Below are 19,578 nucleotides of genomic sequence, written 5' to 3'. Positions count from 1 at the left end.
GCTGCCCATACGCCAAGCAGCAGACGCCGGGTTGAAACTTGGGGAGATGATCAATGGCAGCCAATACCTTCAACCCGACGGCGCTGGCGAATGGCACGTCCAATCTGCTGGTTCGCGCCTCTGCGCTCAACCCGTCGACCGACCTCGTCCAGGCCGGCGTCGTGTTCAACGACGCGGTTCGCATCTCGACCGGTCTGTTCTCGACGCCCCAGAACAGCGGCAACTCCAACCCGTTCCTCGGCAGCTACACCACAGACCTGCATGCCGTGCAGAACGACATCAACGCGATGCTGGCCAATCCCGGAGATGTCACGATCGGCGGCAAGGCATTCACGCTCAACGCGACCGACACCGCGGTGCTCACCCAGGTCTCGAACGAGATCACGACGCTGATCAACGCGGCGCCCAACACGACCAACCCGGCGACCCTCGCCGAGGCCGACCAGACCATCCACAACGTGCAGATGCAGATCCTGGCGCAGATCCAGGGTGACGCGCATCTTTCCGCCGCGCTCAACAACGTTCCCTTCCTGGCCAACACGGGTGCCATGGACGTGGCGTTCCAGAGCCTTCCCGCCGGCAACGACAGCGCCACCAATCTCGCTGCAGCGGCCGCGGGCGACCTGACCGCCATCGGAACGGTGTTCAATGCCGCCGCTGACCTTTCGCTGGGCGGCATGAGCGCCAACAACATCAACCAGATCCAGGCTGATTTTACGGCCGTGACGCAGGGCCTTCAGGCGATCCTGAATGACCCCGCGAAGCTCGCCGCGATTGAAGCCGGTGAAACCGCCGTTGCGGCCCAAACGACGACACTGCACCTGATGACGCTGCTCAGCCAAGGAAACCTTCAGCTGAACAAATACGATGTCGCCGAGACGATGGCCAATCCGACGGCGCTGCGCGGCTCCGCCGACAACATCGTCGACATGATCGACGTGTTTCAGAACGACGCGGCGCTCAACGCAGCGGCGGGCGGCACCGGTGCGCCTGGTCACATCGGCGGGTTCTCCGAAATGCCCGGCGGCCTGACTGGGACCGTCACGAAGTTCCAGGATAATCAGGCGCAGACCAATTTCTGGGCGTCGTTCCTCGCCGAGGGCAATACGCTGGGTGCGAAGTTGGTTGCGGTCGCAAATGGAACAGGTACGGCGTCACAGGCCCTGATCGACCAGATCACGAACTACCAGAACTTTGGCGCCGCGTTCGATGCGGCGCAGGGGGCGGTGTTCAAGGGACGGTTCGACGACGAGCTCGCCGCCGGAGCTCTACAGTCTGACACCATCATGGCCACCAAGGCATTGATGGGCATCATGAACGGCGACACGGGTGCTGCCCTGGCGACCGATCAGGCGATGTTGAAGGCTGCCGCCGCGAACTACATCGGCAATGCCGGAGACATTGCGGGCAACAACATCGCGATCGGCGGATCGGCCTACGTGACCTCAGCGACGAGCTTCGTGACAGCGACTGCGGTCAATGGCATTGCCCAGGGCACCGGCATGCCGGCGGGCGCCAATCCGAACATCGCCAACGGCACGGGCGGAACGCCTACGAGCACGACCACGCCCGGCGGCGGCATGGGCGGAGGTGGCACGACCGGTGGTGGCACCACCGGAGGCGGCACTGCGGGCGGCGGCACCACGGGTGGTGGGACGACCGGTGGCGGCACGACGGGCGGTGGAACGGCCGGCGGAGGAACCACCGGCGGCAACAACACCACCACGACGCATCACTGCGGCGGCCACCACAGCCATCATAGCAGCCACCACACGGCGGCAGCCGCGGCCACGGCCGCAACGGCGGCAGCAGCCTCGAGCGGTCCGGACATGTCCCACCACCACGCGATGCACCACATGTGGGGCTGACGCCTTCAGCAACCTGACCAACATTGGCCGGCGCAGATCCCTTGGGTCTACGCCGGCTCGTTGCGTGGTGGCAGCACCGGCCATCGACGCTGCACGGGGCCGGACAAGCTCCATCCGCTGCTCGAAGGGTTCTAGCCGACCGTTTGCGATCGGCCTCACCTAAGCCTCCGTTTCGCTTCAATCCGCCTCGACAACGGCATTCGTCGAACATTCAGCAAGTTGCCATCATGAACGAGCTCGCCGTCGCCTTCCGTCCCCGCCTCGTCCCCGCAGCGTCCGACGGCAGACAGCCGTCGGCGGCCGCGCTCAATGATCAAGCCTTGCGCATCGCCGAGCAGACCTACCGGAAGGTTCTTTCGCTTCAGCCCCGTCATTTCCGCACCCTGTGCAGCCTCGCCATGGTCCGCCTGCAGCTCGGCGACACACATGAGGCACGCGACCTGCTCGACCAGGCCGCAGAGGAAGCCGGTGACGCCGCGGATCTGCACCTGTCGCTCGGCAAGTCCTTCGCAGGCCTCGGCGACCTCGCCAAAGCGAGCGCGCATCTGCAGCGCGCCGTCGCGCTCGACGAGACCTCGACCGAGGCCAGGCTTCTGCTCGGCAGCGCGCTCACCAGCCTCGGCGATCCTGCCGGCGCGGTTCGGCATCTGGAGCTGTTGCTGGCTGCGGACGCGGGCAGCGCCGATGCGCACCAGGCGCTCGGCTTTGCCTTGCAGCGCCTCGACCAGTACGAGCGCGCGCTCGCGCATCACGAGGCCGCACTCGACGCGCGGCCGGATTTCGCCGCAGCCGCCGCCAGCCTTGGCGACGCCTGCCGCATGCTTGGGCGGCACTCGGAAGCCATTGTCCACTACTCGCGCGCGCTCGCGATCCAGCCCAACGCGCCGGTCGTGCTGCTCAACATCGGCGGCTGTCAGCAGGCCACCGGTCAGCTCGACGCCGCGATCCACACCTATCAGCAGGCCCTTGCCCTGAACCCCCGGCTCGCAGAGGCGCACTACAATCTCGGCAATCTGCACCTGGAGATGAAGAGCGGCCCTGCCGCCATCTTCCATTACGAGCGTGCCATCGCCGCGCGGCCGGACTTCCCGGAGGCCCATAACAACCTCGCCAATGCGCTGCGATCGCGCGGCAAGCACGACCTGGCGCTCGCGCATTACGACGAGGCGGTACGCCGGCGCCCCGACTATGCCGTCGCCCACCGCAACCGCGGCGATGCGCTGCGCGACATCCAGCGCTACGAGGACGCCGTCGCGAGCTATCGAACCGCCCTCGCCCACGATCCCCGCGATGCCACGACGATGAACCATCTCGCTGGCGTGCTGATGATCCTGGGGCGGCTCGACGAGGCGGCGCTCGCGTATGAATCGGCCCTGGCTGTCAACCCGCGCAGTATCGGCACGCACCTCAATTACGGCGTGGTCAAGCCGTTCGCGGTCGACGACGCGCGCTGGGCACCTCTGCAGGATCTGGCCGCGAGATCGGAGACACTCACCGAGGATGCGCGCATCGCCCTGCACTTCACCCTCGGGCGGGCTTATGCCGACATCAAGGACGGCGAACGGTCGCTGGTGCACCTCAACGCCGGCAATGCTCTCGAGCGCCGCCGCATCAACTATGACGAGAACCAGACGCTGCGCCAGATCGAGCGCATCCGCGCGGTGTTCTCCAGGGACATGCTACAGGCGCGCGCAGGCCATGGCGATCCATCGCACGCGCCGGTGTTCGTCATCGGCATGCCCCGGTCCGGCACCAGCCTGGTCGAGCAGCTCCTCGCCAGCCATTCCGCCGTGCATGGCGCCGGCGAGGTCAACTATTTCGCGGCCGCCGCGGGGCTGTTCACCGATCGTGACCGCGGTGACTATCCGGAGATGCTCGCCAAGCTGTCCGACGCCGACATCACGACCCTCGCGCACGCCTATCTCGACCGGTTCACGGACCTGCCGGCGGACACCAAGCGCATCGTCGACAAGATGCCGTCGAACTTCCTGTTCGCCGGGCTGATCCATCTCGCGCTGCCGAATGCCCGGATCATTCACGTCCGGCGCAATCCGATCGACACCTGCCTGTCCTGCTACACCCAACTGTTCGCCGAGCCGCAGCCCTTCGCCTACGATCTGGCCGAGCTCGGCCGCTACTACCGGGCCTACGACGCCTTGATGAGCCATTGGCGCTCGGTGCTGCCAGAGGGCGTCATGCTGGAGGTGACGTATGAGGACATGGTGCGCGACTTCGATGCGCATGCCCGCAAGATCGTTGCGCATTGCGGGCTCGATTGGGATGACGCCTGCCTGTCGTTCCACGAGAACGAGCGTCCGGTGAACACCGCCAGCCTGGTCCAGGTCCGTAAGCCGCTGTTCTCCGGATCGGTCGGCCGCTGGCGCATGTATGGCGACCGGCTCAAGCCGCTGCTCGATGCGCTCGGCAGCGAGGCCGTGCGGCCGACGATTGCCGAGGCGATCGCGGGCGCCAAGCCGCCCCAGCCGGTGAACGTCGCTCCGCCCGTGGTGACGCCGACGACAGCATCGCTTTCCTTCGCTTCGCAGCAGGCCGGATCGCTGCAGACTCTGGCCGAAGGCGCCGCCGCCGTGGCAAAGAAGCTGCAAGGCCGCGGTGACTTCAAGGATGCCGAGACGATCTTCAAGCTGATCCTCGCGGGGCAGCCGAACCAGTTCGACGCGCTGGTCGGGCTCGGCATGGTCTGCACCACCGCCAACCGGCTCGACGAGGCCAAGGAGTTCTTCCGGCGCGCGGTCGCGGTGAACGACAAGTCCGCCGAGGCCCATGGCAGCATCGGAGCCGTCGAGGCCTCCGCCGGCCATTATGAGACGGCCGTCCAGCACTACGAGACGGCACTTGCGCTGGCGCCGAGCCACGCCGGCATCCTCTATGCCTTCGCCATGGTGCGCCAGAACCAGGGGCTGATCGACGAGGCGATGGCCCTGCTCCGGCGGGCGATCGACAACAAGCCGCAGCACCTCGATGCGCATTTTGCGCTCGGCAACCTGCTCTATACGGCGGGCAAGGATATCGAGGCGGCGAAGCACTATCTCAAGGTTCTCGACTTCAGTCCTGAACACGCCGAGACCCACAACAACATCGCCAACGTGCTGCTGCGCCAGGGCCATCGCGAGCGCGCCATCGAGCACTACAAGCGGGCGATCGCGAGCCGGCCCGACTATGCCGACGCCTATGGCAATCTCGGCAATGCCTTCCTTGAGCTCAACCGGCTCGAGGAATCGATCGAGCAGAACCTGCTGGCCATCAAGATCAAGCCGGAACGCTTCGGCTCCTACAACAATCTCGGCGTCGCCTACCAGGCGCTCGGCCGCTTCGACGAGGCGACGGCGGCGTTCCAGAAGGCCTTGGAGCTGGCGCCGGACGACGCGCCGATCCATCTCAATCTCGCGAATATGTCGAAGTTCAAGCCGGACGACAGCCGGCTTCCTGGTCTGCGGCAGCTCCTCGAACGCGTCGACCGTCTCGATCAGGAGAAGCAGATCGCAGCCCATTTCGCGATGGGCAAGGCGTTGTCCGACCTGAAGGACTACGACCAGGCCTTCTCGCATCTGCACAAGGCGAACACCCTCAAGCGCAAGACCTTCGACTACGACTCCGAGCAGCGGCTCGGCATGATGAAAAATGTCGCGGCGCGCTTCACGCCCGAGTTCTTTCGCATGGTTGCAGGGCACGGCGACGACTCCTGGGCCCCGATCTTCATCGTCGGCATGCCGCGCTCCGGAACCACCCTGATGGAGCAGGTGCTGGCCAGCCATTCCAAGGTCTTCGGCGCGGGCGAGCTCGAGACCTTCAAGGATCTCGTCGGCGAATGCGCCAACCGCCAGAAGGTCGTTCCGGCGTATCCCGATCTGATCACGCTGCTGCCACCCGAGGAGATGACGAAGATCGGTCAGGAGTACACCGCCCGCGTTCGGACGCTGGCGCCCGAGGCCGAGCGCATCGTCGACAAGATGCCGCTGAACTTCCTGTTCGTCGGGATGATCCATGCGGCGTTCCCGCGCGCCAGGATCATCAACACGCGGCGCGACCCGCTCGACAATTGCGTTTCCTGCTACTCGCTGCTGTTCACCGGCTCACAGCCCTTTGCTTACGACCTGACCGAGCTCGGCCACTACTACCGGGGCTATGAGGGCGTGATGGAACACTGGCACCAGGTGCTGCCGCCCGGCGTCCTGATGGACGTTCGATACGAGGATCTGGTCGACGACCTCGAGGGCGTGTCGCGCCGCGTGCTCGATCATTGCGGCCTCGACTGGGAGGATGCCTGCCTCGACTTCCATCGCACCGAGCGCATGGTGCGCACGGCGAGCCTGATGCAGGTGCGCGAGCCGATCTACCGCCGGTCGATCGGAAGCTGGCGCCGCTACGAGAAACATCTCGGACCGCTTTGCGAAGCCCTCGGCATCGACCTTCCGCCGCCGGAATCCACATGACCGCCGGCAAATAACCGGGTGCTGTTGCCCAGGGATTGGTGACAGGCGCGGCACCCGGCTATCCGGCCGCGCGGCGGAGCGGCCGGAGCATTGTGCTCCGTGGCCTTTAAGAAATTATCTTCGTCATATGCAGAAGCGTCAGTTTTAATACGCAGACCGACAACTAATTACACAATCAAAGGTTTATCTATCCACTCAGCCATTGGCTGAGGCGAATTGCGTTCGCAGACCGGCCAGATCGAACCCATGAGCCACCAGGATAGCACCTTCGGTCGTCCTTATCAGTTCAATTGATAGTTCGCTCCTAAGGGGTTTGAGGCCTGTCGACGGGCATGCCGCGATGCGGCACCGGTCCGGACACAACCTTTCGGCGAGTTTCGGGTATCGGTCCTGCCTCGCGGTCCATCTGATGCTGACGCCGGTCCCAACGAGGGTGTGTCATCCGCCACGGTCATCTCGGCCTGCACCTTGATGGCGCCCCACGGCATTCGGCGAGGTTGAAGCGCCCGCCCAACTCTGGCTCGCAGCAGCTTTCTCCTTTCCCGTTTGAATCCCCCCAGCGCCTCCACCGGCCGGACGAAGCCAGACTGTGACGACGGCCCAGCAGGCGCTTGACCTGGAGGCCAAGGCTTGGTTTGACCCGTTTCATCCGGTCAGAGCCCGACCGGATCCAGCCCCCAACCGTGGAAGATCCCTGACCATGCGCATCACTCTCGTCGGCTCCCGCCATTTCGGTGTCGCCACACTGAACATGCTGCGCGAGAGAGGAATCGAGATCGCGCGGGTCGTCGTTCATGATGGCGAGGACCGGCTCGCAGCCGCGGCGCGAGCAGCCGGGATCGAGGTCGTGGTCCAGGCCAATCCGAAGGTCGTGCCCGCCGGTGAGATCGCCCCCGACACGGACCTGATCGTCACGGCACATAGCCACGCCCGCGTCACCCACGAGGCCGTCGCAGCCGCCCGGCTCGGCGGCATCGGCTACCATCCCTCGCTGCTGCCGCGCCACCGGGGCATCGCCGCAGTGGAGTGGACCATCAAGGAGGGCGATCCGATCGCGGGCGGCACCATCTACCACCTCGCCGACCGCATGGATGCCGGCGCCATCGCCGCCCAGGAATGGTGCTTCGTCAAGAAGGGCGAGACCGCGCGCGAGCTGTGGGAGCGCGCTCTCGCACCGCTCGGGCTCAAGTTGCTCGGCGATGTCGTCGAATCGGCCAAGGCGACCGGCACGATTCCGGCCAAGCCGCAGGACGAGCAGTTCGCGACCAACGCGCCCAGCCTCACCCCGCACTGAACATCTGATCGCATCGCCCCGATAAGTTGTGGACATCCTCCCCGCTGGCGCCTTCGCGGTGCCCTGCGAACGGCAGCATGGGCGGTCAGCGGAAGGATGTGGGCGGTCGTCCGCTCATGTGGTGGGCGAAGGCGCAGTTTGCGCACAATGCCGCCCGAATGGCTCAAAGCCGGGTTCCGCATTAATCGTTAATGGACTGAAATTGCTCGATAAAAATTCGTTGCGGCGCTGCGGCAAATTTTCGTCACAATTCCTCCAAATAAGGTACCAATCAAACGACATTGAGGGACAACGATTCATGCGTCTCGACCGCATTGGAATGGCTTTCGCCGCGTCGATCCTGGTGGGTAGCTCGGCCGCCCCCGCATTCGCCCAGTCGCCCTATGACGGTCAGTGGCAGGTGACGATCGTCACCAACAGTGGCAGCTGCGAGCCCACGGCCAGCTCGACCTTGATCGTCGCAGACGGTAAGATTTCTGCGGCTGGCGCCAATGTGTCGGGTTCGATTGGACGCGAAGGCCTCGTCAAGGTCTCCATCAATGGCGCATATGCGAATGGGCAGCTCAACGGCAATTCTGGCTCGGGCAAGTGGAACGGCGCCTCGGCCGGCATCCCCTGTAGCGGCCGCTGGCAGGCTTCGCGCCTGTAACGGCGCGCACACGCTCCTGAAGATGGTGCGGCGGGCCGCGGCCGCCGCCGTCGTTTTGACAGCGGGTATGACCGCCTCGCCGGGACACGCCGATCCGGGCCCCTTCACCGGCATGGCCGGAACGTGGGGCGGCAGCGGCACGGTTGCCCTTGAGGACGGCTCAACCGAGCGTATCCGGTGCCGGGCCAATTACGGCGTCTCGGGACCGCGGATGACGCTCGTCCTGACCTGCGCAAGCGATGCCTACAAGTTCGGGCTGCAGGCCGAGGTGATCGCCGAGGGCTCGGCCATCTCGGGGACCTGGAGTGAGACCAGCCGCGGCATCAATGGCGTGCTGCAGGGCCGTGGCGGCGGCGGCAACTTCCAGCTGCTCGCGACCACCGCCGGCTTCAACGCCAACATCGCGCTCGCCACCCGCGGCAAGAGGCAGTCCGTGTCGATCCGGGCCGACAGCCAGTTCCGCGCAGCCAACATTTCACTGTCGCGGTGATCTCGATCAACCGCCACGCTTGGCGCCGGGGATTGCACCTGCGGAGGGCGCCGGAGCAAGCTGCGCGGCGGTGCGCTTGATGGTCTTGGCGACCAGCAGCGCCTGCTCCCGCGTCATGGCGAAGTCCTGCACACCTTTATGGGTGGTCAGCGACAGCACCATGAGATGAGGCTCCCGCTCCGGCCAGCCGGTGGCAAAGGCGGTCACGAAGTCGGCTGAAGCGGCGCGTTCGGTCATGTCGTGTCTCTGGCTGCCTTGGGCTGTATCGCGGCGGTCGCTTTAGGACGAAACACAGCCACACTCCACGTTTTTCTCGATGACACGCGTCCGTCGCGAGCAAAGCCTGCAGCGGCGTTGGTGCACTGCACCGTTGATTTCATTTGCATTGCTCTGCACGCGAGGTGATACAGCCCGCCTTCGCCGCCCTCCTCCCTCTCCCCGCCACCTCATGAATCGTCCCGCTTCGAAACTGATCGCCGCACTGTGGATGACGGGCTGGCTCAGCCTGATGCTGGTGATGGCGGTGGCCGGACGCGAAGCCATGCGCGAGCTCAACGTGTTCGAGCTGATGGAGCTGCGCTGCCTGATCGGCCTGGTGATGCTGTCGCCGGTCATCGCATTTAGCGGCGGCTTTGCCAGGCTGCGCACCTCGCGCCTCAAGCAGCACGCGGCGCGCAACCTCGTCCATTACGGCGCGCAGCTTGGCTGGTTCTTCGCGCTCACCTTGATCCCGATCGGCCAGGTGGTGGCAATCGAGTTCACGATGCCGATCTGGACGGCGCTGCTGGCGGCGGCCTTCCTCGGCGAGCGCATCACCCTGTTCAAGCTGGCGGCGATCGGGCTCGGCCTCGTCGGCGTCGTCGTGATCGTCCGCCCGGATACCGGGGCGATCAATCCGGGACAGCTCATCGCGCTGGCCGCCGCGGTCGGCTTCGGTATCTCGATCGCGCTGGTCAAGCTGCTGACGCGCACCGAACCCACCGTGTCGATCATCTTCTGGATGCTGGTGGTGCAATCCATCGCCGGCCTCATCCCTTCGCTCGTATTCTGGACGCCGCCCTCGGCCGCGACCTGGGGCTGGATCCTCCTCGTCGCCTTCTGTGGGACCTTCTCGCATTTCTGCATGACGCGGGCGCTGCTCTACGCCGACGCCACCATCGTGGTGCCCATGGATTTTCTCCGCGTTCCGCTGACCGCCACCGTCGGCTGGCTGGTCTATGCGGAGCGTCTCGACGGATTGACCGTGGTCGGCGCTGCGTTGATTCTCGCCGGAAACCTGCTGAACCTGCGTCCGCCGCAGCCTCGGGCCGTGCCGATGGGCAGTTCGGCTGGGACCTGAGGCGCCGGGGAGCCCTCAAGCGGCGTGATCCGGATCACGGAACCGGCGCGCTACACGCGATCGTCGTGGATCGGGCGCAACACCCGCGAACTGGTTTGTGGCGGAAGCGTGATTTTTTGCCCGGGAACAAGACTTTTCGCGCCGATCCGCGACAAATGCTGCAGTGAACGCTTCGCTTGATCGTTGGGGGATCTCCTGATGCGCTATCTCACCGTCGCCCTGTCCCTGCTCTGCATGGTGCTGACCGCTGAAGCCGCCAAGGCCGACCGCCGCGTCGCCTTCGTCGTCGGAAACGGCGCCTATAAGAGCGTGGCTCAACTGCCGAACCCGCCGGTCGACGCCAAGGCCATGGCGGCCACCCTGCGCAACGTCGGCTTCGACGTCGTCGAGGGCACCAATCTCACGCGCGACAAGATGACCGAGAAGCTGCTCGATTTCGGTCGCAAGGCGCAGGGCGCCGACATCGCGGTGTTCTATTACGCCGGGCACGGCATCGCCATTGCGGGCACCAACTACCTGCTGCCGGTCGACGCCGACCTGAAGTCGGAAATGGACGTCAAGCTGGGCTCGGCCATCAATATCGACGTGACGCTCGACCAGACGATGGGGGACGCCAAGGTCAAGCTGGTGTTCCTCGATGCCTGCCGCGACAATCCGTTCGCCGCCAAGATCAAGTCGAACTCGCCGACCCGCAGCGTGTCGGTGCAGACCGGTCTGGCCGAGATGAAGTCCGGCGAGGGCACGCTGATCGCGTTCGCCACCGGCCCGGGCCAGACCGCCCTCGACGGCGAGGCCGGCGCCAACAGCCCGTTCACCCGCGCGCTGATCTCGCACATCGCCCAGCCCGGCGTCGAGATTCAGCAGGCCATGACCGCCGTGCGCGCCCAGGTCAATGAGGAGACCAGCAAGGGCCAATTGCCCTGGGGGCATACCAACCTGATCGGCGCGGTCTACCTCAACCCGGCGGCTGCCCCCGCTGCAACGGCCGCCACGGCCGGCACGACGCCGGCCGTCGCGACGGCCACCGTGACCGCAGGCGAAGCCGAGCTCGAATTCTGGCGCTCGGTGAAGGACTCCAACAAGCCGGAAGAGCTCAACGCCTATCTCTCGACCTACCCGAACGGGCAGTTCAAGTCGCTGGCGATGGCGCGCATCGCCGCGATCGAGAGCGGGGCCATCAACACCGCCACCCGCAACGTCGCCAAGGGCGTCGATCCCGCCACCTACACCGAGGAAGGCACTCAGGTCAGCGAGGATCAGATCGGCCTCGACAAGACCAAGCGCCGCGACGTGCAGCGGCGGCTGACCGGTCTTGGCTTCGACACCAAGATGACGGGCGTGTTCGACGACCAGACCCGCGGCGTCATGAAGCGCTGGCAGGCGGCCCGAGGCTATCCGTCGACCGGATTCCTGACCAAGCTGCAGCACAAGGCGCTGCTGGCAGAGCCGCAGCCGGCGCCGGCGACCGCCGCAGTCGGCGATGAGGCCAGGCCGCGCCGCGCCAAGCCGGCGGGCAACGTCGCGGCCGGCGGCCCGCCGCCGCAGGGTGCGCCGGTCTATCGCAATCCGCCGCCGCAGGACAACGCGGGCAACGCCGCCGGCGCCGCCTTCATCGGTGGCATGATGGGCGGTGTGCTCGGCAGCGCGCTGCGCCGGTAAACGTCTTCGTCTTTCCCACGTAAAAAAAGCCCGGAGCACGAGCTCCGGGCTTGTTCGTTAGAATGCAGCCGGCCCTCAGAGCCCTGCCGCCTTGCGCAGCGCCGCATTGATGCGGTCCTGCCAGCCCGGCCCTTCGGACTGAAAGTGCTCGAGAACGTCCTGGTCGATCCGCAACGTCACCTGCTCGCGCACGCCAGGAACCGCCGCCTTCTTCGGCGGCGCCTCCACCGGCTTGGTGGTCACCTTCTTGAACGCGGCCTCAGCCTCGGTACGGGCGTCAGCGAGCGTGCGGGGCCGCCGCGGCTGGTCGGCCATGGTCAGATCCCCTCGAACAGCGCGGTGGACAGATAACGTTCGGAGAACGAGGGCACGATCGCCAGGATCGTCTTGCCCGCGCTTTCCGGTCGCTTGCCGATCTCGATCGCGGCCGCAATCGCCGCGCCCGAGGAGATACCGCCGGGAATGCCCTCGTTGCGGGCCAGCGCGCGCGAGGTCTCGATGGCGGTGGTGCTGTTGATCTTGACGATCTCGTCGATCACGGACCGGTCGAGAATGTCGGGCACGAAGCCGGCGCCGATGCCCTGGATCTTGTGCGGCGAGTGCTGCCCGCCCGACAGCACCGGGCTCTCCTCCGGCTCGACCGCGACGACCTTGAGACCGGGCTTGCGCGCCTTCAGCACCTGGCCCACGCCGGTGATGGTGCCGCCGGTGCCGACGCCGGCGACGAACACGTCGACATTGCCCGCCGTGTCGTTCCAGATCTCCTCGGCGGTGGTGCGGCGATGGATGTCCGGGTTTGCGAGGTTCTTGAACTGCTGCGGCATCACCGAGTTCGGCGTCGTCCGCAACAGCTCCTCGGCGGTGGCGATGGCGCCTTTCATGCCCTGCGACGCCGGCGTCAGCACGATCTCAGCGCCGAGGAACGCGAGCATCTTGCGCCGCTCCACCGACATCGACTCCGGCATCACCAGCTTCAGCTTGTAGCCGCGCGCCGCAGCAACGAAGGCCAGCGCGATGCCGGTATTGCCCGAGGTCGGCTCGATCAGCACGGTGTCGGGCTTGATCACGCCGGCCTGCTCCATCGCCAGGATCATGCCGACGCCGATCCGATCCTTCACGCTCGCGGCGGGATTGAAGTATTCCAGCTTGGCGAGGATGGTCGCCTTGACGCCATGTTGCTCCGGCAGCTTTCGCAACCGCACAATCGGCGTATTGCCGAACGCGTCGACAATTGAATCAAATACGCGCCCGCGTCCGGGACGCTGTGCTGACGACTCCATGAAATCACTCCTCTGCGCGCCCCGCGCGACGTCGACAACGATTCCGACCATCTTCAGCGAGCCTGTTGCGCTGCGCAAGCACGTTTGCGCGATCTTAGGACGATCGCGGCGCACAACAAGTCGTGGCTAAATTGCGAAAAACCAACGCATTTGTGTTGCGACAAGGTCAATAAACTCGGTGTATGCTTGATTGCAGCCGGACGAAGATTCACGGTGCAGGTCGACTGCAACCCGGGCGGACATCAGCAAGATGTCATCTTCGGAGTGATACAATCGGGGCGTTCGTGCCAAACGACAGCACCGTTGTAGAATAGACATAAGAACAGACCACCCAAACAAACTCTTTGTGTGACGGACTTGATATCCGCGAAAGTTGGACTCGTCGGAATAGACCCGTTCGAACGCGACTCGTTCGAAATCGACCCTTTTCGAAATTGACGTCGTTCAAGCAGAGATCGCCAACAAAGAGATCGTCCAGGAGGTCAATATGTCAGCACTCGCTGATCTCGTGTCGACCGCAACCGCACGCCCGAATCCTCGCGGCTGCGATCTGCCGACATGCCCGGTCTGCGCCGACTCCATGATTGCCGCGGAGGCGTCGGCATATTTGGCTGACAATGCGATCAGCTATCTCTGGACCTGCGACACCTGCGGCTATGGCTTCGTCACCAAGCACTCCGTGAAAAGCCGCTTCGTGTGCAACTGAACGGCGCCAGGGCGAGAGAGTTCCGCGACGTGATGTCGCGGCCGTTCCGTCGCTGAGGATAACGCGACCGTCGGGCAGGTCGGCAATGCATGATCAGCACAATTTCAAGAGGGCCGGCGCATAGGGCCGGGCTCACAACGAGCTGGCGGCGTTCACCTGAAGCGGCTGTCAGCCGGCGCGCGGGGCGATGTCGCCGCGCGCCCAATCGGCCTTGGTGCGCTCGTAGAATTCCGTGAAGCGCCCTTGTGCGATCGCCGCGCGCATCCCGGCCATCAATTGCTGGAAGTAGGCAATGTTGATTTCCGACAGCAGCGTGGCGCCGAGCGCCTCGCCGGCCTTGATCAGATGATGCAGATAGGCGCGGGCATAGCTGCGCGCCGCCGGCCACGGGCTCTCCTCATCCAGCGGCCTGTCATCATCGGCATGACGCGCATTGCGCAGGTTCACCGGCCCGAAGCGTGTGTAGGCGACGCCGTGGCGGCCGTTGCGGGTCGGCAGCACGCAGTCGAACATATCGATGCCGCGCCGGACCGACTCCAGGAGATCGTCAGGCGTGCCGACGCCCATCAGGTAGCGCGGACGGTCGGCCGGCAGCACCGGCGCGGTCGCCTCGATCATCTCGAGCATGACCGCCTGCGGCTCGCCGACGGCCAGGCCGCCGATCGCATAGCCGTGGAAGCCGATGTCGACCAGCGCCTGCGCGCTGGCGACGCGCAGTGCGGGCACATCGCCGCCCTGCACGATGCCGAACAGCATGTAGCCTGCCGGCGCACTCTCGAACGCGCGGCGGCAGCGTTCGGCCCAGCGCAGCGACAGCCGCATCGCGCGCTCGATATCGTCGCGCTCGGCCGGCAGCCGCACGCATTCGTCGAGCTGCATCGCGATGTCGGAGTTGAGCAGGCGCTGCACCTCGATGGCGCGCTCCGGTGACAGCTCGATTTTCGCGCCGTCGATGTGCGAGCGGAACGTCACCGCCTGCTCGGTCACCTTGCGTAAACCCGACAGCGACATCACCTGGAAGCCGCCGGAATCGGTCAGCATCGGCCCGCCCCAGCCGGTGAAGCGCTGCAGGCCGCCAAGCGCAGCGATGCGCTCCGCCGTGGGCCGCAGCATCAGGTGATAGGTGTTGCCGAGAACGATGTCGGCGCCGGCCTCGCGGACGTCGCGCCAGTGGATGCCCTTCATGGCACCGGCGGTGCCGACCGGCATGAAGGCCGGGGTGCGGACCACGCCATGCGGCGTCGTCAGCCGGCCGGTGCGGGCCGCGCCGTCATTGCCGAGCAGTTCGAAATGGTTGCGAAGGTCGCTGGCCGAGGAGCTCATGGCCGGCTTATTGCGTCAGGATGGCCCCCGATTCAACCGCGATGGCGCCGTTTTCGTCCATTTCGGCCGTTGACGGCGGTTCCGACCGCCCCTATGGTCGCGCGCCATGTCGATCTCGACCAAACGCACGACGAAAACCACCAAGCCCACGAGGGCCTCGGGAGGCGTGCGCGCGTAGTCGAACTCGATTGCGACCATCTTCGAACCGAAGCCCCGCCTGATGAAGGTCCGGGGCTTTTTTATTGCCCGAATTTCAACCGGAGACTTGAGACGTGTCCCACGATCCCACCATTGCCATCGTCGGCGTGACCGGCGCCGTTGGCGCCGAATTCATCGCCACCCTGGACCGCCGCAACGTCCGCGTCGGCCAGCTAAGGGCGCTGGCGAGCGCCCGCTCGGCCGGCCAGACCCTGACCTTCCGCGGCCAGACCATCGTGATCGAGGAGCTGACCGAACGCTCCTTCGAGGGCGTCGACATCGCGCTGTTCTCGGCCGGCAGCGGCATTTCCAAGAAGTTCGCGCCCATCGCCGTGCGCTCTGGCGCCGTCGTGGTCGACAATTCCTCGGCCTTCCGCATGGATCCGAACGTGCCGCTGGTGATCCCGGAGATCAACGCCCGCCGAATCCGCGACCACAAGGGCATCATCGCCAATCCAAACTGCGCGGCCATCACGGCGCTGGTGCCGCTGTGGCCGATCCATCAGAAGAATCGCATCAAGCGCGTGATCATCTCGACCTATCAGGCCGCCAGCGGCGCCGGTGCGGCGGCGATGGACGAGCTGGTGCAGTCGACCCGCGCGAGCCTCAACGGCCAAGTCTATGCGCCCAAGGTGATGCCGCATCCGTTCGCCTTCAACCTGTTCAGCCACAACACCGCCATCGATCCTGAGACCGGCTACAACGACGAGGAAACCAAGGTCATCAACGAGACCCGCAAGATCTTTGAGGACGAAGGCATCGCCATCGGCGTCACCTGCGTCCGCGTGCCGGTGCTGCGCGCCCATTGCGAATCCATCACCTTCGAATGCGAGAAGCCGATCTCGGAGGACGACGTCCGCCGCATCCTGGCGACCGCGCCCGGCGTGCGCGTGGTCGACGACCGCGCCAAGAATTACTTCCCGATGCCCGTCGACGCCTCCGGCCAGGACGACGTGCTGGTCGGCCGCATCCGCAAGGATCTGTCCGATCCGTCCGGCCACTCGATCGCGATGTTCGTTGCCGCCGATCAGCTGCTCAAGGGCGCTGCGCTCAATGCGGTGCAGATCGCCGAGCTCCTGCCCGAGCGGGCGATGGCGTAGCTCTCAGGGCGAACTTGCAGGGTGGGCCTTTTGCCCACCCTACGGCTCGACGATGCGCTCGTCTGGCCGACGAAACAACAGGCACGCATCGCCATACGAATAGAAGCGATAGCCGCTGCGGATCGCATGCGCATAGGCCGCGTGCATCGTCTCCAAGCCGGCGAAGGCTGAGACCAGCATGAACAGCGTCGAGCGTGGCAGATGGAAGTTGGTCATCAGGATATCGACCGCGCGGAAGCGATAGCCGGGCGTGATGAAGATCGACGTCTCCGCCTCGAACGGCGCGATCGTGCCGTCGGGCTGCGCCGCGCTCTCCACGAGCCGCAGCGACGTCGTGCCGACCGCGACGATGCGGCCGCCCTTGGCGCGCGCCTCGTTCAATGCGGCCGCCGTGTCCGGCGTGAGACTGCCCCACTCCGCATGCATGCGGTGGCCTTCGGTGTCATCGACCTTCACGGGCAGGAACGTGCCGGCGCCGACATGCAGGGTGACACGCTGCAGCCCGACGCCACGCTCGCGCAGCCGCTGCTCAAGCGTCGGCGTGAAATGCAGCCCAGCCGTCGGCGCAGCCACCGCGCCCTCTTTGGCCGCGAACATGGTCTGATAATCTGTCGCGTCCTGCTCGTCTGCGGGCCGCTTGCCGGCGATGTAGGGCGGCAGCGGCGGCCGGCCGAGATCGGCGATCGCTTGGTCGAGCGCGGGCCCATGGAACACAAAGGACAGCGTCAGCTCGCCCTCCTCGCCCTTGGCCTCGACGGTGGCGTCGAGATGGCCGAGCAGGCAGACCTTGCCCTCGTTGCCGAACCGGATCGTATCGCCTGGCGCGAGCTTCTTGGCGGGCCGCACCAGCGCCTGCCAGCGCGAGCCGTCGAGCCGCTTGATCAGGGTCGCCTCGATCTTCGCCTCGGTCTCGCGGCTGATGCGCCGACCGGACAGCTGCGCCGCGATCACCTTGGTGTCGTTGACGACGAGCTGATCACCGGGCTCCAGCCAGTCCGGCAGGTCGGCGACCGTGCGGTCGCGTAGGACACCGTCGCCCTGCACCACCAGCATGCGCGCGGACTCGCGCGGGCTCGCCGGGCGGAGCGCGATGTTTTCGGGGGGAAGATGGAAATCGAACAGGTCGGTGCGCATGATCAGAGCGAGTAGCGAATAGGGAATGGCGAATAGACGACTCGCTATTCGCTACTCCCTACTCGCGTATTGCGGCCTTTGCCGCGATACTAAGCCGCGTCGGCGGCCATGTAGGCCTTCACGATCTTGTCCGGGTTCTGCACCGGCTCGCCGCGCTTGATCTTGTCGACGTTCTCCATGCCCTCGGTGACCTTGCCCCAGACCGTGTACTGCTTGTCCAGGAAGCGGGCGTCGTCGAAGCAGATGAAGAACTGGCTGTCGCCAGAATCAGGATTGGCCGCACGCGCCATCGAGGCGGTGCCGCGAACATGCGGCTCGGCGTTGAACTCGGCCTTCAGCTTCTTGCCGGAGCCGCCAGTGCCAGTGCCTTGCGGGCAGCCGGTCTGCGCCATGAAGCCGTCGATGACGCGGTGGAAGACGATGCCGTCGTAGAAGCCCTCGCGGACGAGCTCCTTGATGCGCGCGACATGGCCGGGCGCGAGATCGGGACGCATCTCGATCGTGACGGGGCCCTGAGTGGTCTCGAGGATCAAGGTATTTTCGGTCACAGCCATTCTGGTCTCTCGGTTTTTGTAGGAATTGACGGGGGTCAGGACAAAGCAAATCCTGGGTCTGAAATGTCGCGGCGCCTTCCCATGTGCGGCCGTCACCCCTCCTGACGGCAATCCGAGCACGACGAGGCCCGCGATGTTGGCCCAGAATAGACCCAATGCGCTTAAAGCTGAAGCCACCGGCCCTGTCGATGTAACAGGGCGGCAGAATCGGCATGCCTCCGCGACGTGGCAAAAGGTTCCTTAAGGCCCGGGGGAACCCGGGCGCGAGACCCGGGCATGCCCCTGCTCTGCCTGCCTACTTGATGTCCGAGGCGACCTGAACCTTCACCATCTTGTCCGGATCGGTGACGGCACCGCCCGACGAGCCCGCAGGCGCCTTCTTGAGCTTGTCGACGACGTCCATGCCCTGCACGACCTCGCCGATCACGGTGTATTGGCCGTTGAGGAAGGACGCATCGCCGAAGCAGATGAAGAACTGCGAGTTGGCAGAATCGACGCTGTCGCCCCGGCGCGCCATGCCGACGGTGCCGCGCTTGAACGGCGTGCTCGAAAACTCCTGCTTCAGGTTCGGGTACTTCGAGCCGCCGGTGCCATTGAAGTTCTGGCCGTCGCCGGTCTGCGCCATGAAGCCGTCCATGACGCGGTGGAACGGCACGTTGTTGTAGAAGCCCTCGCGCGCCAGCGTCTTCAGTCGCTCGGCATGCTGTGGCGCCAGATCGGTGCGCAGCTTGATGATGATGCGGCCCTTGGTGGTGTCGATGACCAGGGCATTCTGCTTGTCGAGGCCGGCAGGCAGCGACTGGGCCAGCGCCGGCAACGCGAACACGAGAGCAAAGACGAAAGCGAGAGCGCGGATCATGGCAACTCCGATGACATGAGACGATGAGGAGAGGAAGGCACTGCCGGAAGCGGCCGGTGCCCGAAGGATCACTTGAACTTGGCCTTGAGACTTTCGGCCACCGACGGCGGCACGAAATGCGAGATCTCGCCGCCCATGGCGGCGATCTGGCGAACCAGGGTGGCCGCGATCGGACGGACACCCACCGAGGCTGGAACGAACACCGTCTGGACCTGCGGTGCCATGGTCTGGTTCATGCCGGCCAACTGCATCTCGTAGTCGAAATCGGTGCCGTCGCGCAGGCCCCGGATCATCATGATCGCACCGGCGTTTTGCGCGGCGGTGACAGTCAGATTGTCGTAGGTCGCAGCCTCGAAGCCGCAGCCCGCCGCGGCTGCGACGGGACCGAAGATCTCGTGCGCCATCGCCAGCCGCTCCTCGGTCGAGAACAGCGGCTTCTTGCCGTGATGCACGCCGACCGCGACGATCAGGCGATCGCAGAGATGAACGGCCTGCCGGACCACATCGAGATGGCCGTTGGTGACGGGATCGAACGAGCCCGGATAGAGCGCAATGCGTTGCATGCGCCCGTCCTATACCGCCCGGAACAGGCCGGCAAGCCGCCGTCAGGCCCGCTGGCGTGGCTGTGATGGGCAAAGAGCGGCCGAGAGACCGCACCGCAATGAAATGGG

The 19,578-nt window shown here is 65.5% G+C and carries 17 protein-coding genes; 9 read left to right on the top strand and 8 right to left on the bottom strand.

The features are described from left to right. The first annotated feature begins 53 nt into the window (after nt 1–53). The 5 genes from QX041_RS11485 (at nt 54) to QX041_RS11465 (ending at nt 8,755) form a co-directional block, all read left to right on the top strand. Nucleotides 54–1,868 carry a hypothetical protein gene (locus QX041_RS11485; RefSeq protein WP_316165355.1) on the top strand — a complete coding sequence of 605 codons (1,815 nt, stop codon included), beginning with the start codon at nt 54–56 and terminating at the stop codon, nt 1,866–1,868. Nucleotides 1,869–2,095: 227 nt separating this feature from the next. After that, the gene (locus QX041_RS11480; RefSeq protein ID WP_316165354.1) at nt 2,096–6,322 is read left to right on the top strand and encodes a sulfotransferase; all 4,227 of its coding nucleotides are present in this window, start codon (nt 2,096–2,098) and stop codon (nt 6,320–6,322) included. A 700-nt stretch (nt 6,323–7,022) separates the two neighbouring features. Then, nucleotides 7,023–7,616, top strand: a complete 594-nt coding sequence (locus QX041_RS11475; protein WP_315711792.1) for a formyltransferase family protein — start codon at nt 7,023–7,025, stop codon at nt 7,614–7,616. A 298-nt stretch (nt 7,617–7,914) separates the two neighbouring features. Next, nucleotides 7,915–8,265, top strand: coding sequence for a hypothetical protein (locus tag QX041_RS11470; protein WP_315751045.1), 351 nt, complete (start codon nt 7,915–7,917; stop codon nt 8,263–8,265). A 22-nt stretch (nt 8,266–8,287) separates the two neighbouring features. Continuing rightward, nucleotides 8,288–8,755 (top strand): hypothetical protein, encoded by a 468-nt coding sequence (locus QX041_RS11465; protein ID WP_409977878.1) that lies wholly within the window; start codon nt 8,288–8,290, stop codon nt 8,753–8,755. A gap of 6 nt (nt 8,756–8,761) precedes the next feature. On the opposite strand, the gene QX041_RS11460 is transcribed toward QX041_RS11465, so the two are convergent. Continuing rightward, complete coding sequence (locus QX041_RS11460; RefSeq protein ID WP_315711788.1) at nt 8,762–8,992, bottom strand: hypothetical protein; 231 nt, start codon at nt 8,990–8,992, stop codon at nt 8,762–8,764. A 211-nt stretch (nt 8,993–9,203) separates the two neighbouring features. Here QX041_RS11460 and QX041_RS11455 point away from each other — a divergent pair, with 211 nt between their 5' ends. Both QX041_RS11455 and QX041_RS11450 read left to right on the top strand, forming a co-directional pair. Further along, nucleotides 9,204–10,094, top strand: coding sequence for a DMT family transporter (locus tag QX041_RS11455; RefSeq protein ID WP_315751044.1), 891 nt, complete (start codon nt 9,204–9,206; stop codon nt 10,092–10,094). 198 nt (nt 10,095–10,292) lie between these two features. After that, nucleotides 10,293–11,753, top strand: a complete 1,461-nt coding sequence (locus QX041_RS11450) for a caspase family protein (RefSeq protein WP_315711785.1) — start codon at nt 10,293–10,295, stop codon at nt 11,751–11,753. A gap of 75 nt (nt 11,754–11,828) precedes the next feature. Here QX041_RS11450 and QX041_RS11445 read toward each other — a convergent pair whose 3' ends face one another. Continuing rightward, nucleotides 11,829–12,068, bottom strand: coding sequence for a BrnA antitoxin family protein (locus tag QX041_RS11445; RefSeq protein ID WP_315711784.1), 240 nt, complete (start codon nt 12,066–12,068; stop codon nt 11,829–11,831). A 2-nt stretch (nt 12,069–12,070) separates the two neighbouring features. Then, nucleotides 12,071–13,033: a cysteine synthase A gene (gene cysK / locus QX041_RS11440; protein ID WP_315827553.1), complete on the bottom strand. Its 963-nt coding sequence runs from the start codon at nt 13,031–13,033 to the stop codon at nt 12,071–12,073. Nucleotides 13,034–13,520: 487 nt separating this feature from the next. Here cysK and QX041_RS11435 point away from each other — a divergent pair, with 487 nt between their 5' ends. Next, nucleotides 13,521–13,739 (top strand): hypothetical protein, encoded by a 219-nt coding sequence (locus QX041_RS11435; RefSeq protein ID WP_315711782.1) that lies wholly within the window; start codon nt 13,521–13,523, stop codon nt 13,737–13,739. 168 nt (nt 13,740–13,907) lie between these two features. Here QX041_RS11435 and tgt read toward each other — a convergent pair whose 3' ends face one another. Further along, on the bottom strand, nt 13,908–15,062 hold the full coding sequence (gene tgt / locus QX041_RS11430) for a tRNA guanosine(34) transglycosylase Tgt (protein ID WP_316165353.1): 1,155 nt from the start codon (nt 15,060–15,062) through the stop codon (nt 13,908–13,910). A 272-nt stretch (nt 15,063–15,334) separates the two neighbouring features. Between tgt and QX041_RS11425 the strand changes: the two genes are divergently transcribed. Next, nucleotides 15,335–16,360, top strand: coding sequence for an aspartate-semialdehyde dehydrogenase (locus QX041_RS11425; RefSeq protein WP_316165352.1), 1,026 nt, complete (start codon nt 15,335–15,337; stop codon nt 16,358–16,360). A 39-nt stretch (nt 16,361–16,399) separates the two neighbouring features. On the opposite strand, the gene queA is transcribed toward QX041_RS11425, so the two are convergent. The 4 genes from queA to coaD all read right to left on the bottom strand — a co-directional run bounded on the left by queA (nt 16,400) and on the right by coaD (nt 19,470). Further along, nucleotides 16,400–17,494, bottom strand: a complete 1,095-nt coding sequence (gene queA, locus QX041_RS11420) for a tRNA preQ1(34) S-adenosylmethionine ribosyltransferase-isomerase QueA (RefSeq protein ID WP_316165351.1) — start codon at nt 17,492–17,494, stop codon at nt 16,400–16,402. A gap of 89 nt (nt 17,495–17,583) precedes the next feature. Next, entirely contained in the window at nt 17,584–18,048 is a 465-nt protein-coding gene (locus QX041_RS11415; RefSeq protein ID WP_315799860.1) for a peptidylprolyl isomerase, read from the bottom strand. Nucleotides 18,049–18,343: 295 nt separating this feature from the next. Continuing rightward, the gene (locus QX041_RS11410) at nt 18,344–18,907 is read right to left on the bottom strand and encodes a peptidylprolyl isomerase (RefSeq protein WP_316165350.1); all 564 of its coding nucleotides are present in this window, start codon (nt 18,905–18,907) and stop codon (nt 18,344–18,346) included. 68 nt (nt 18,908–18,975) lie between these two features. After that, nucleotides 18,976–19,470: a pantetheine-phosphate adenylyltransferase gene (coaD, locus tag QX041_RS11405; protein ID WP_316165349.1), complete on the bottom strand. Its 495-nt coding sequence runs from the start codon at nt 19,468–19,470 to the stop codon at nt 18,976–18,978. Nucleotides 19,471–19,578: the final 108 nt, after the last annotated feature.

Origin of the sequence: Bradyrhizobium sp. SZCCHNRI2009 (genome assembly GCF_032485115.1) — a bacterium.
GTDB lineage: Bacteria > Pseudomonadota > Alphaproteobacteria > Rhizobiales > Xanthobacteraceae > Bradyrhizobium.
The sequence above is the reverse complement of the archived record's forward strand: the minus strand, read 5'-3'. Positions and strand labels throughout refer to the sequence as shown.